This is a genomic window from Streptomyces sp. NPDC006012 (genome assembly GCF_042871185.1).
Lineage (GTDB): Bacteria > Actinomycetota > Actinomycetes > Streptomycetales > Streptomycetaceae > Streptomyces.
On sequence record NZ_JBIAIE010000044.1, the window covers coordinates 1 to 12818 of the forward strand.

General features: G+C 71.1%; 8 protein-coding genes and 1 pseudogene. 2 read left to right on the top strand and 7 right to left on the bottom strand.

Going from position 1 to position 12818, the window contains the following annotated elements:
• From ACFYPJ_RS37555 to ACFYPJ_RS37570, 4 genes and pseudogenes are all read right to left on the bottom strand, one after another.
• Window positions 1–460, bottom strand: a pseudogene (locus ACFYPJ_RS37555) (IS5/IS1182 family transposase); the annotation flags it as partial.
• A gap of 6 nt (window positions 461–466) precedes the next feature.
• Window positions 467–664 carry an acyl-CoA carboxylase epsilon subunit gene (locus tag ACFYPJ_RS37560; protein ID WP_389026372.1) on the bottom strand — a complete coding sequence of 66 codons (198 nt, stop codon included), beginning with the start codon at window positions 662–664 and terminating at the stop codon, window positions 467–469.
• A gap of 64 nt (window positions 665–728) precedes the next feature.
• Entirely contained in the window at window positions 729–2348 is a 1620-nt protein-coding gene (locus ACFYPJ_RS37565; RefSeq protein WP_389026374.1) for an acyl-CoA carboxylase subunit beta, read from the bottom strand.
• A 154-nt stretch (window positions 2349–2502) separates the two neighbouring features.
• A complete protein-coding gene (locus tag ACFYPJ_RS37570) occupies window positions 2503–4902 on the bottom strand; it encodes a polysaccharide lyase 8 family protein (RefSeq protein WP_389026376.1) in 2400 nt (799 codons plus the stop codon).
• A gap of 173 nt (window positions 4903–5075) precedes the next feature.
• Between ACFYPJ_RS37570 and ACFYPJ_RS37575 the strand changes: the two genes are divergently transcribed.
• Entirely contained in the window at window positions 5076–5681 is a 606-nt protein-coding gene (locus ACFYPJ_RS37575; protein ID WP_389026378.1) for a YceI family protein, read from the top strand.
• 159 nt (window positions 5682–5840) lie between these two features.
• Here the strand turns inward: ACFYPJ_RS37575 and ACFYPJ_RS37580 are convergent, their stop codons facing one another.
• A complete protein-coding gene (locus ACFYPJ_RS37580) occupies window positions 5841–7220 on the bottom strand; it encodes a hypothetical protein (RefSeq protein WP_389026380.1) in 1380 nt (459 codons plus the stop codon).
• A 426-nt stretch (window positions 7221–7646) separates the two neighbouring features.
• On the opposite strand from ACFYPJ_RS37580, the gene ACFYPJ_RS37585 reads away from it, so the two are divergent.
• Window positions 7647–9512, top strand: coding sequence for a ricin-type beta-trefoil lectin domain protein (locus tag ACFYPJ_RS37585; protein WP_389026382.1), 1866 nt, complete (start codon window positions 7647–7649; stop codon window positions 9510–9512).
• Window positions 9513–9621: 109 nt separating this feature from the next.
• Here ACFYPJ_RS37585 and cimA read toward each other — a convergent pair whose 3' ends face one another.
• Both cimA and ACFYPJ_RS37595 read right to left on the bottom strand, forming a co-directional pair.
• Window positions 9622–11232, bottom strand: a complete 1611-nt coding sequence (gene cimA, locus ACFYPJ_RS37590; protein ID WP_389026384.1) for a citramalate synthase — start codon at window positions 11230–11232, stop codon at window positions 9622–9624.
• Window positions 11233–11516: 284 nt separating this feature from the next.
• Complete coding sequence (locus tag ACFYPJ_RS37595; RefSeq protein WP_389026385.1) at window positions 11517–12818, bottom strand: MFS transporter; 1302 nt, start codon at window positions 12816–12818, stop codon at window positions 11517–11519.

Sequence of the window (12818 nt, forward strand, 5' to 3'; positions counted from 1 at the left end):
CTGGACCCAGACCCGGCGCAGGATCTCCACCTCGTCGAGCGCGCGCAGTGCTGCGGGGGCATCAGCGGCGAAGACCGCTTCCAGCAGGCGTGTCCCGTCCCGGCCGATCCGTGTCCCCACCTCCTCCCGCTTCACCCGGGCTCCGGGGAATCTGGAGTCCTCGGTTCTGGTCGCATAGTGCCGGAACCAGTCCGGCTCCGCGATATCGGTCAGCCAGTCCGGAGCGGCCTGGGCGAGCGCGTTCAGCGCCGCACGCAATGACTCGGCCGCCTGCTCCAGCCAGCACAGCTCACGGGCCGACGACAGTACGTGCGATGAGTCGGTGCGGGCTCGGCCTGCGCTCTTGAGCAGCCCTTTCCCGCGGGCTGCGGTCAGCACCCCGTCCATGACCCGGCGCCCCCCGGTCGGCCCCGGCCAGCCGGTCTCTGAACTCCGACAGCACCGAGAAATAGGAAGACGGCGCGGTCTAGCCGTGCCAGCTGTGCGGTGCCCGGAAGCCGGGCTCGCGCTCCAGGCGGCGCCAGCCCGCCTTGGCGCGGCCACGGTGCGCCGGGACCGGCTCGGAGCTACGGGCGGCGGCCCGGGCCAGCAGGAGCGCCGTTATCGCGGCGACCTCCTCGGGCTCGGCGTGGCCCTTCTCGACGCGGATGTCGGGATCGTTCATGTGTCAGTCTCCGTGAGAGAGGTTCCCGCGGGCCGGGCACGTGGGTCACCGCGGATCCACCGGGTTACTGCGGGGGGTTGCCGTGCTTGCGCGAGGGCAGGTCGGCGTGCTTGGTGTGCAGCATGGCCAGCGACCTGGCCAGCACCTCGCGGGTCTGGGCCGGGTCGATGACGTCGTCGACCAGGCCGCGCTCGGCGGCGTAGTACGGGTGCATCAGCTCGGCCTTGTATTCCTTGACCATCTTCTGCCGCATCGCCTCGGGGTCGTCGGCCCCGGCGATCTGCCGCCGGAAGATGACGTTGGCCGCGCCGTCGGCGCCCATCACGGCGATCTCGTTGGTGGGCCACGCGTACGTGAGGTCCGCGCCGATGGACTGGCTGTCCATCACGATGTAGGCGCCGCCGTACGCCTTGCGGAGGATCAGCGAGATCCTCGGTACGGTCGCGTTGCAGTAGGCGTAGAGGAGTTTCGCGCCGTGGCGGATGATCCCGCCGTGCTCCTGGTCGACGCCGGGGAGGAACCCCGGGACGTCCAGGAAGGTGACGATCGGAACGTTAAAAGCGTCACACATCTGGACAAAGCGTGCAGCTTTTTCGCTCGCCTCGATGTCCAGGACGCCCGCCAGCACCTGCGGCTGGTTGGCGACGATGCCGACGACCTGTCCGTCGATGCGGGCCAGCGCGCAGATGATGTTGCGCGCCCAGCGCTCGTGGACCTCCAGGTAGTCGCCGTCGTCGACGATCTCCTCGATGACCTTGGCCATGTCGTAGGGCCGGTTGCCGTCCGCCGGGACCAGGTCGAGCAGGGCGTCACTGCGCCGGTCGACCGGGTCGGCCGACTCGGCCCGCGGCGGGTTCTCCCGGTTGTTCTGCGGCAGCATCGACAGGAGGTAGCGCACCTCCGCGATGCAGGTCTCCTCGTCGTCGTAGGCGAAGTGGCACACGCCGGAGGTCTCCGCGTGCACGTCCGCGCCGCCGAGGCCGTTCTGCGTGATCTCCTCACCGGTGACCGCCTTGACCACGTCAGGACCGGTGATGAACATCTGCGAGGTGTCGCGGACCATGAAGACGAAGTCGGTGAGCGCCGGCGAGTAGGCCGCGCCGCCCGCACACGGGCCGAGCATCACGCTGATCTGCGGGATGACCCCGGAGGCCTTGGTGTTGCGCTGGAAGATGCCGCCGTAGCCGGCCAGCGCCGAGACGCCTTCCTGGATGCGGGCGCCGGCGCCGTCGTTGAGGGAGATCAGCGGGGCACCGGCCGCGATGGCCATGTCCATGATCTTGTGGATCTTCGTGGCGTGCGCCTCGCCGAGCGCCCCGCCGAAGATCCGGAAGTCGTGGGCGTAGACGAAGACCGTACGGCCGTCCACCGTGCCCCAGCCGGTGATCACACCGTCCGTGTAGGGCTTCTTGGCCTCCAGGCCGAAGCCGGACGCCCGGTGCCGGCGCAGTTGCTCGACCTCCTGGAAGGACCCCGCGTCCAGCAGCAGCTCGATCCGCTCCCGGGCGGTCAGCTTGCCCTTGGCGTGCTGCGCCTCGGTCGCCTTCTCGCTGGGACCCGCCAGCGCCTGCGCACGGATGACGTGCAGCTCGGCGACCCGCCCGCGCGCGTCCGTCGGTTCGCCGCCCGCCTCGCCCACGGCCTCGTCGGCCGTGTCACCCGTCGTCTCTTCCAAAACGGTCATGTAGTGACCTTACGAAGGACACCGAGGAAAGCGAGCCGTCGACTCCGTACAGTCTCCGACCCGTTTTCCTGGTACCCCTGAACAGATCCTCACGGTGATGCAGCCGTTCCGACTGCTCAGAGGCCGTGTCCGTTGTGGAGATGCCACAAAGACGTCACCGGAGCGCCACCTCACATTCGCGCCCGGCACATGCCATCCCCGGAGTGACACGGAGCCTCAAACGGCCGTCCGCGGCGAGCACCTCCACGGTGTCGTCGGCCCGCAGGACCGACCGCACCGGGTGGTCCCAGACGATCTCCAGCGGCTCACCCGTGCGCGGCGGCTCGCTCACGCAGAGCTTAGCGGTCCGGCCGTGCACCCGGACCAGCACGCTCGCGCCCGCCGAGGCGGTCAGCGGGCCCGCCGAGCCCGCCTGCCAGAAGTTGGCCGCGGTCAGCCCCAGGGCGGGCACCCGGACCGCCTGGCACCGGGCGTCGTTGGCGAGCACGGACAGCCGGCGCGGACCGGCGGCGCGGGCGACGACCTCGCGCAGGCTCGCGCCGGGCAGCAGGACGTAGGCGTAACCGGCGTCCACCGGGTCGGTGCCGTGCTCCAGCCAGAGGGTCTGCCAGCGCCGGGTGCGCCGTTCGGTGGTGCTCGTGCCGTTGATGTCCGACCAGGCCCCGGTGCGGTCCTCGCGCAGGGTGCGCAGCGCGCCGCCGTACGGCAGGATCCAGCCACCGTGGCCCTCCAGATGGGCCCAGTGGCGCCCGCGTACGAAGACCTGCGTGCCGTGCTCCCCTAGGTTCCGGTTGTCCACGACGGTCTCGACCGGGACGCCGTCGGCGCAGCTGATCCCCGCGCCCAGGCAGATCACCTCGTCGTCGAGGAAGAACCACGACTTGCGGGCCCGCAGGGTCGACCCGAGGCCCTTCAGGTGCTGTCCGATCGCGGCGTACTCGCCGTCCGTGACGCCCCCGACCCAGCGCACATCAGGTCTGGAGGCGCCCCATTCGCCGCCGGCCCGGTCGGCGAGGGGCCGGGTGGAGACGGTCGTGCCGGGCAGCCGGTACCAGTCGACCGTCGGCCAGAACCAGTCGGTGTACTGATCGCTCCGGTTCGCCCGTCCGTCCGTGCCGCCGGCCCACCAGTAGAGCATTCCGGCGCCCGTGTGCCAGCCCCGCGGGTTCTCGCCGTTGCCGCACTCGTAGTGCGTGATCCGGTCGCTGGCCATGGAGAGGGACGCCGTGAAGCGGGGCCGGCGGTGCACGGCCCGGTCCATGGCCGCGAAGAGGCGGTGGCCGACGGGTTCGGGCGCGGCGGGCACCGGCGAGCCGGCGACGGCGTGCAAACGCGCCAGCTCCGCGGTGCCGAACTGGGGTGCCGTCAGGAGCGGGGTGACGGTGTCCCGTTCGATCCAGCCCTTGACCAGCCCGTACCAGCGGTCCCGCGCCGCGGCGTCCGCCCCCGCCGCGAGCAGCGCCACGGCCGCGACGATCTGCTGCCCGTGGAAGTGGTCGCTGCGCATGACGTGCAGGTCGTCGTCCTTGAGGTAACCCCGGCTGATGGCCCGCCCGTTGACGCCGTCCATCATCAGCCCGTCGTGGATCAGCGGCGCGTAGGCGCGTTCGACGCTGTCGAGGACGTTCTGCCGGGCCGGGTCGGTCACCTCCCAGGCGGAGCCGGCCAGCAGCGCGAACAGCCGCCCGAGACCGTCCAGGAGCACCTGGCCGTACGTCCCCGAGTAGGCCACCCAGGTGTGCTGGACGTAGGAGCCGTCGGCGTACAGGCCGTCCCCCTGCGTGACGTGCGGGAAGACGGGTGAGAGCGCGTCCCGGGCGAGCGCGAGGCGGTCGCCGGAGCGGCCGAGGACGCCGCGCAGGGCGACCGAGCGGCACAGGTCGACGCGGTTGGCCCCGGTGGAGGTGCCGGAGTAGTCGGCGAGCAGGGTGTCCGGGATGAAGTGGTCGACGGCCGCGCAGGCGGCGGCGATCCTGGCCTCCCCCAGGTGGTCGTGGAGGGCGGCCGTGATGTCCAGGAGCAGGCGGGGGCTGCCGATCTGCCATTCCCACCAGTTGCCGTAGCGGGTGGTGGCGGGGTTGTAGACGGTGCCGGAGAGATGGTCGAGTCCGCGCAGGACGTCCGCGAGGAGGCCCGGGTCACCGGCGGATCCGGTGCCGTCCTGGACGTATGCCTGGGCCATCGTCCACAGACGGCTGTAACTCTGGGTGATGCCCGCGGGCGGGTCGAAGGGGTGGTCCGGCCACAGGCAGGTGGGGGTGGGCGCCAGGCCGGCGCGGAAGGAGCGGGCCAGTTCGCCGGTCGCGGCGAGCCGGGAGGCGTAGGGTTCGGCGGCCGGGTCGTAGCCGGTGCCGAGGGCGATGTCCAGCCAGCGTCGGCGCAGGCCCTCGTAGACGTCGGGGGCGCCGTAACTCCGGCCGTCCGGGCCGGCGGCGGGGCCAGGGGCCGGGTCGCCGCCGGTTCCTGCTTCCGCTGGCGAGCCGGTCGCCGCGGCCGCCGCGGCGAGGGCTCCGGCCAGAAACACGCGACGCGTGGGAGTGCTGTCCGCAGTCATGCCCTTGCGGTCTACCACCCCGTGATGCGCTGGGGAACCATGTGACGCACCGTAAAAGGAGCGACGCACCCGCAGGAGATGTTGAATATTGAAACGTATGGGTCTACAGTCGCCGTAAGGCACTCATTGAAACTTCAACATCAACGGATTCCCACGCCTCCAAGGAGCATGAGATGGGCCTCTTCGGTCGACAGAACGCCGACGGCAAGACCGCGGGCGGTGCCACGGTGAACCCCGAGCTGGCCGCGGTCACCGGCGACTACAGCATCGACCCGGCGCACACCGCGATCGGCTTCTCGGCCCGGCACGCGATGGTCACCAACGTCCGGGGCAGCTTCCAGGAGTTCTCCGGCACGCTGCACCTCGACGGAACCGACCCCGCCAAGTCGACCGCCTCGATCGACGTCGTGCTGGCCAGCGTCGAGACCGGCAACGCCGACCGCGACACCCACCTGAAGTCGGCCGACTTCTTCAAGACCGACGAGTTCCCGACGATGACCTTCCGCTCCACCAAGGCCGAGGCGCTGGGCGGGGACGACTACCGCATCACCGGCGACCTGACCATCCTCGGCACCACCAGGCCGCTGGTCATCGACCTCGAATTCAACGGCGCCGTCCAGGACCCCTTCGGCAACGAGCGCGTCGGCTTCGAGGGCAAGGCGGAGATCCTGCGCTCCGACTGGGGTCTGACCTGGAACGCGGCCCTGGAGACGGGCGGCGTCCTGGTCTCCGACAAGATCAAGCTGAACTTCGACATCTCGGCGGTCAAGAACGCCTGAGCCGTCGGTGCCGAGCGACGGCCGTCTCCGAGCGACGGCCGCCTCCGTCCGGCGGCCGGTCACGGCGCCCCGCGGCCGGCCATCGGAAACCCGCTACCGACCCTCTGACCGGGCGTGCCACCTGAGCGCGCCCGGTCACGTCTGTCCGGCCACGTCCGCTCAGGACCCGCCCCCGAAATCCCCTCCCCCGCCGTAGTCCCCGCCGCCTCCGTCGAAGTCCCCGAATCCGCCCCCGTAGTCGCCGGGGTCGAAGTCGGCCCCCGACACGTCCCCGCCCTGGTAGCCGGCTGCGCCGAAGTCGCCGTACCCGGTGCCGTAGTCGGCCGCGTACGTGGGAGCGGCCATCGCGCTGCCGAGGAGCGTGCCGACGAGCAGCCCGGGCAGCAGGCCGCCGCCGAAGTAGCCGCCCGCCCAGGGGCCATAGGCCGGACCCGCGTCCCAGTAGGGGCGGCGGCCGTGATCGGTGTCGACCTCGCGCGTCTGCGGGTCGCGGCCGTCCGCCAGCCGGGTGGCGTCGGCCGCGCAGACCGGTACCTCGCGGGCGCTGCCACCGGGCGGAGTCCAGGTCGCGTCGGCGACCGAGGGGCCGTGGCGGGGATCGAAGAAGCAGGGCGGGCGGCGCTCGGGAAGCGGCCGGCCCGCGCGGCGGGCGGAGAGTTGCGCCAGATCGAACCGGCCCTCCGCCAGCGCCTCGGTGACGGCGCGGACGTCCTCCGGTCTGCGGGCCGCCGCCATGTGCTGTTTCGCCTGGTCATAGGCGTCCAGCGCCCGTTCGTAGTCCGCGCGCATGGCGTCGTCGGACCCGGCCTCGGCCGGGTGGAAGTCCAGCCGGTCGAGTTCCTCGCCGAAGGCGGTGATGTCCTCGTCCACCACCACCCGCAGCCGCTCCAGGGCGGCCCGCTGCTCCTCCTCGCGGCGCCTGCGGCTGTGCCGCACCAGGGCGTACGCGCCCACGCCGCCGGCCACCAGGACGGCGGCCGTGGTGATCAGCGCGGTGGCGGAGGTCCCGCCGCGATTGCCGGACGAGCCCCAGGAGGCGGGGGCCTTGCCACCCACGTTGGCGAGGGCGCGGTCGGTGAAGTCGGTCAGCTGGGTCCTGGCGTCCTCGCCCTGGACGCTGCTGACCAGGTTCTGCACGGCCGTGCGCGACAACACCGAGGAGTCGGCGCGGGCGTCGAAGCGGTCGCCGAGGCGGACCGCGTACAGGCCGGTGACGCCGGTCGCGGTGCGCAGGTTCGTGAAGAGGTTCTGGGTGGGGAAGCCGTCGGGCAGGACCGCGATGAAGACGGGCTTGCCGGCGCCCTCGATCCGGTCGCGCAGAGCCCGCGCATCGGCCGTGGACAGCGATCCGGCGGCGGCCGGATCGACGTACACCGGGTTCTTGCGCAGTTCCGCGGCGATGGTCGAGACGCTGGTGGCGGCCGTGGCGCCGGGGGCGAGCGCGGTCATGACGACGAGCGCCAGCACGGCCAGCAGCACTGCCGGGAGGCTTCGGGTCCGTCGTACGGCCGTGGACGCGGCCTTCGGTACGGCCTTCATGGTTCGAAGCTACCCGAAGCGTCACATATTCAGTCATTCGGAACAATTCTCGTCGCCGGGCGGGCGCGCTGCCGGGCCGTCGCGGACCGTTGCGAACAGCAGGCCGTGCGGACAGCGGGCCGTGCGCCGGTGCACACCTCCCGGCACAGCCGTCCGACACGTGCCGCCCGACACCTGTCACCCGACAGCCGCCGTCCGGGGCGCGGCCGGTCCGCCCGGCCGCCGGGCGCGGGCCCGCGGCGTCCCCACCGCGCCGCGACCCGTCAAGTCTTCACGTCGCATCCGGTACGAGCCCAACTCCCGTCCCTCTCGGCCCCGTTGCCCCTTCAGATGGTGAACGCGCGCCCCCTTGACGCGCCCGCGAAGCCGTCATTTACTCACGGCTCGCACGCCTCCCATCCCCCACCTCCCGAAGGGTGGCGCTCCATGAAGAGATCGACGCGGGCCGTCCGGCTGCTCCTGGCCGGACTGCTCGGCACGGCCGGCCTCACCGTGGCGACCGCACCGGCCCACGCGGCGGGCGAACCGGTCACTGCCTGGCTGACCACGACCGACGACGCCGGCGGACGGCATGTCGTGCGCGGGCTCCAGGCCCAGACCCCGTTCGCCTTCCAGTCCGGCTCCGGTGGCAGCGGCGAGAACATCACCGTCGACGAGAACACCCGCTACCAGACCTTCACCGGCGGCGGCGCGTCCTTCACGGACACCGCGGCCTGGCTGATGAACAGCAGCGGGGCGCTGTCGCAGACGACCCGGGACGCGACGATGCGCAAGCTGTTCTCGCCGGCGGACGGCATCGGCCTGTCGTTCCTGCGCAACCCCATGGGCGCCTCCGACCTGGCCCGCTACGGGTACACGTACGACGACGTGCCGGCCGGGCAGACGGACCCGAACCTGACGCAGTTCTCGATCGCGCACGACCTCGCCGACGTGGTCCCGCTGACCAAGCAGGCGCTCCAGTTGAACCCGTCGCTGACGGTGATGGCCTCGCCGTGGACGGCGCCCGCCTGGATGAAGGACAGCGGGCAGCTCAACGGGGGCTGGCTGAAGTCGGAGTACTACGGGGCGTACGCCTCGTACTTCGTGAAGTACCTCCAGGCGTACCGGGACGCGGGCGTGGGCGTCGGGTACGTTTCGGCGCAGAACGAGCCGACCTGCTGCGCGGGCTATCCGTCGATGAGCTGGAACGGCAGCGGTCTCGCCTACTTCACCAAGAACGAACTGCTGCCCGAGCTCCAGGCCGCGGGCCTGTCCACGAAGGTGCTGGCGCACGACTGGAACTGGGACGTCTACGACTCCTACGCCGCCCAGACGGTGGACGACGCGGCGGTGCGCAGCCACCCCAACTTCGGCGGGATCGCCTGGCACGGCTACGGCGGTGACGTCGCCAAGCAGACCTCCGTGCACAACCAGTACCCCTCGCTGGACGCGTTCGGCACCGAGCACTCGGGCGGCACGTGGATCGCGAACCAGCAGCGCGAGGACATGCTCAACATCGTCGACTACACGCGCAACTGGGCGAAGTCGGTGACCAAGTGGTCGCTGGCGGTGGACCAGAACATGGGCCCGCACAACGGCGGGTGCGGCACCTGCACCGGTCTGATCACGGTCCACGACGGGGACAGCGCGAGCGGCACGGTCGACTACACGGTCGAGTACTACACGATGGGGCACCTGACGAAGTTCGTCCGTCCGGGTGCCCAGCGGATCGCCTCGACGGCGTCCGCGGCCGTACCCAACGTGGCCTGGCGCAACCCGGACGGTTCGAAGGCGCTGATCGCCTACAACGACTCGTCGGCCGCGCGGACGATCACCGTCAACTGGGGCGGGCAGCACGCCACCTACTCACTGCCGGGCAAGACGTCGGCGACCTTCACCTGGTCGGGTACCCAGTCCGGCAGCGGCGGCAGGTCGGGGGCGTTCGTGGGACTCGCCGGCAAGTGCCTCGACGTGGCGGGCGCGTCCAGCGCCAACGGCACGGCCGTGCAACTCTACGACTGCAACTCCAGCACCGCCCAGCAGTGGACGGTGCCGGACGACGGCTCGGTCCGGGCGCTGGGCAAGTGTCTGGACGTGACGTCGGGCTCGACCGCGAACGGGGCGAAGGTGCAGTTGTACGACTGCAACGGGTCCGGTGCCCAGCAGTGGTCGTACGACGCGTCGACCGGTGACGTGCGCAACACGGCGGCCGGCAAGTGCCTCGACGTGACGGACAACTCGTCGGCGAACGGGGCACGCGCGCAGATCTGGTCGTGCACGGGCGCCGCCAACCAGAAGTGGCGTCTGCAGTAGGACGGGCCGGGCCCCGCCGCTGACCGGGCGGGGGCCTCGGCGAGTCCGTACGGCTCGTCGAGGCCCTGCCCGGCTGTGTCCCCCGCACCGCCCGTACCGGGCGGGCGGCTCACTTCGCCGGCTCGACGCCCGCGCGCAGCAGACCGTAGGTGTACGCGTCCTCCAGGGCCTGCCAGGAGGCCGCGATGACGTTCTCGGCGACGCCCACCGTGGACCACTCGCCGACGCCGTCGGAGGTGGCGATCAGCACCCGGGTGGTGGACTGGGTACCGTGCCTGCCCTCCAGGATGCGCACCTTGTAGTCGACGAGTTCCAGCTTGGCGAGCTGCGGGTAGATCTTCTCCAGCGCCACCCGCAGGGCCCGGTCGAGGGCATTGACCGGACCGTTGCCCTCCGCGGTGGCGACGATGCGCTCGCCCTTGGCCCAGAGCTTGACCGTGGCCTCGTTGGCGTGGGTGCCGTCGGGACGGTCCTCGACGATGGCCCGCCAGGACTCGACCTTGAAGTACGTCAGCGGCCGGCCCTCGGCCTCGCCGCGCAGCAGCAGCTCGAACGAGGCGTCCGCGGCCTCGTAGGTGTAGCCCTTCAGCTCGCGTTCCTTGACCCGCTCGACGACCCGGCCGACCAGTTCGCGGTCGTCACCGAGGTCGATGCCGAGTTCCCGGCCCTTCAGCTCGATGGAGGCGCGGCCGGCCATGTCGGAGACCAGCATGCGCATGGTGTTGCCGACCTGTACGGGGTCGATGTGCTGGTACAGGTCCGGGTCGACCTTGATCGCGGAGGCGTGCAGGCCCGCCTTGTGGGCGAAGGCGGAGACCCCGACGTAGGGCTGGTGGGTGGCGGGGGTGAGGTTGACCACCTCGGCGATGGCGTGCGAGATACGGGTCATCTCGCGCAGCCGGCCCTCGGGCAGGACCTTCTTGCCGTACTTGAGTTCCAGGGCCGCGACCACCGGGAAGAGGTTGGCGTTGCCGACGCGCTCGCCGTAGCCGTTCGCCGTGCACTGCACATGGGTGGCGCCGGCGTCGACGGCCGCGAGGGTGTTGGCCACCGCGCAGCCCGTGTCGTCCTGGGCGTGGATGCCGAGCCGGGCGCCGGTGTCCGCGAGGACGGTGGCGACCACGGCCTGGACCTGTGCCGGGAGCATGCCGCCGTTGGTGTCGCACAGCACCACCACGTCCGCGCCGGCCTCGGCGGCGGCCCGGACGACCGCCTTCGCGTACGTGGGGTTCGCCCGGTAGCCGTCGAAGAAGTGCTCGCAGTCGACGAACACCCGGCGGCCCTGTGCGCGCAGGTGGGAGACGGTGTCGCGGACCATCTCCAGGTTCTCGTCGAGCGTGGTGCGCAGCGCCAGTTCCACGTGCCGGTCATGTGCCTTGGCGACCAGGGTGATCACCGGGGCGCCGGACTCCAGCAGGGCCCTGACCTGCGGGTCGTCGGCGGCCTTGGCACCGGCGCGCCGGGTCGAGCCGAACGCGACGAGCTGGGCGTGCCGGAAGTCGATCTCCTGCCGGGCGCGCGCGAAGAACTCGGTGTCCCGGGGGTTCGCCCCGGGCCAGCCGCCCTCGATGAAGCCCACGCCGAAGTCGTCCAGGTGCCGTGCGATGGCGAGCTTGTCGGCGACGGTGAGGTTGATGCCCTCGCGCTGGGCGCCGTCGCGCAACGTGGTGTCGAAGACGTGGAACGCGTCGTCGAGTTCGAGGGGTTCCGTCTCGGTCATGGTCTCAGGGCTCCTGTATCGGATCTCGGTTTTACCGGAATGTCCGGTTCCACCGTTCCCCCAATAGTCCCTCGCGCTGCGCCTCCGGCTGAAGGTGGGCCCGGAAAACGAAAAAACCCCTCGCGGGTGCGAGAGGTCTGCGCGCGGGTCGGGGACGACGGTGGCCGCCCGTACCTGGTCGTACGTGGCGGTCACTGCGGACCGGCGCGCCTGCTGCCAATAATCATGGCGAACGAGAGCACGGGGGCAGTCTGGCACATCCCGCCCCCTGCTCACCGCCCGTCTCAGGATGCGGTCGTCACGGGGGACGCGTCACGTGCGCCCACCCGGGTCAGATCCAGGTCCTTCGTCTCCCGCATGGTGACGTACACCACCAGGGAGACCGCGGCGCAGCCGGCCACGTACCAGTAGAAGCCGGACTCCACGCCCGCGTTCTTGAACCACAGAGCGACGTATTCCGCCGTACCGCCGAACAGGGCGTTGGCGACGGCGTAGGGCAGCGCCACGCCCAGCGCGCGCACCCCCGTCGGGAACAGTTCCGCCTTCACGCACGCGTTGATCGACGTGTAGCCGGTGACCACGACGAGCGCCAGCAGGGAGAGGCCGAGTGCCTGCCAGTAGCCTCCGGCGTGTTTCAGCAGCGTCATGATCGGCACGGTGAGGAAGGTGGAGCCGATCGCGAAGGTGACCAGCAGCGGGCGCCGGCCGATCCGGTCGGAGAGACGGCCCGCGACGGGTTGCAGGCAGGCGAAGACGATCAGCCCGGTGAAGGAGACCAGGGTGGCGGTCTCCTTGCTCAGGCCCGCGGAGTTCGACAGGTACTTGGTGAGGTACGTGGTGTACGTGTAGTACGCGACCGTGCCGCCCATGGTCAGCGCGACGACCAGGAACGCCTCCCGCCGGTGCCGCCACAGCGCGCGCAGTGTGCCGCGCTCCTTGTCGCCCGAGGCGTCCTCCGCGTACACCTCGGTCTCCAGCATGGAGCGCCGCAGGTAGAAGACGACCGCGGCGCCGAGCGCGCCCACCACGAACGGGATGCGCCAGCCGTAACTGTGCAGCGCGTCGTCGGACATGGTGCGCTGGAGGACGATCAGCAGGCCGAGGCCGACGATCTGGCCGGCGGTCATGGACACGTACTGGAAGCTGGAGGCGAAGCCGCGCCGGCCGGGGTCCGTCGCCTCGGTGAGGTAGGTGGCGCTGGCCGCGTACTCGCCGCCCACCGACAGGCCTTGCAGCAGGCGGGCGACGAGCAGTACGAGCGCGCCGCCGTAACCGGCGACGGAGTAGGTCGGCGCGACGGCGATGAGCACCGCGGACACCGACATCAGTGTGACGGTCAGGGTCAGCGCGGCCTTGCGGCCCTTGCGGTCACCCAGCCGGCCCAGCAGCCAGCCGCCGACGGGGCGCATGAAGAACCCGACGGCGAAGATGCCCGCGGTGTTCATCAGCTGGGCGGTGGGGTTGCCGCTCGGGAAGAACGCCCCGGCGAAGTAGGTGGCGAAGCTCGCGTACACGAACCAGTCGAACCACTCGACCATGTTGCCGGCCGAGCCGACCCAGATCCTCTTCCACTGCTCTCGTCCCAT

Bases quoted from the DNA above. Each gene is read 5' to 3' on its own strand.
- ACFYPJ_RS37560 (WP_389026372.1), bottom strand. From the start codon at position 664: ATGAACGATCCCGACATCCGCGTCGAGAAGGGCCACGCCGAGCCCGAG.
- ACFYPJ_RS37565 (WP_389026374.1), bottom strand. From the start codon at position 2,348: ATGACCGTTTTGGAAGAGACGACGGGTGACACGGCCGACGAGGCCGTG.
- ACFYPJ_RS37570 (WP_389026376.1), bottom strand. From the start codon at position 4,902: ATGACTGCGGACAGCACTCCCACGCGTCGCGTGTTTCTGGCCGGAGCC.
- ACFYPJ_RS37575 (WP_389026378.1), top strand. From the start codon at position 5,076: ATGGGCCTCTTCGGTCGACAGAACGCCGACGGCAAGACCGCGGGCGGT.
- ACFYPJ_RS37580 (WP_389026380.1), bottom strand. From the start codon at position 7,220: ATGAAGGCCGTACCGAAGGCCGCGTCCACGGCCGTACGACGGACCCGA.
- ACFYPJ_RS37585 (WP_389026382.1), top strand. From the start codon at position 7,647: ATGAAGAGATCGACGCGGGCCGTCCGGCTGCTCCTGGCCGGACTGCTC.
- cimA (WP_389026384.1), bottom strand. From the start codon at position 11,232: ATGACCGAGACGGAACCCCTCGAACTCGACGACGCGTTCCACGTCTTC.
- ACFYPJ_RS37595 (WP_389026385.1), bottom strand. From the start codon at position 12,818: ATGGGACGAGAGCAGTGGAAGAGGATCTGGGTCGGCTCGGCCGGCAAC.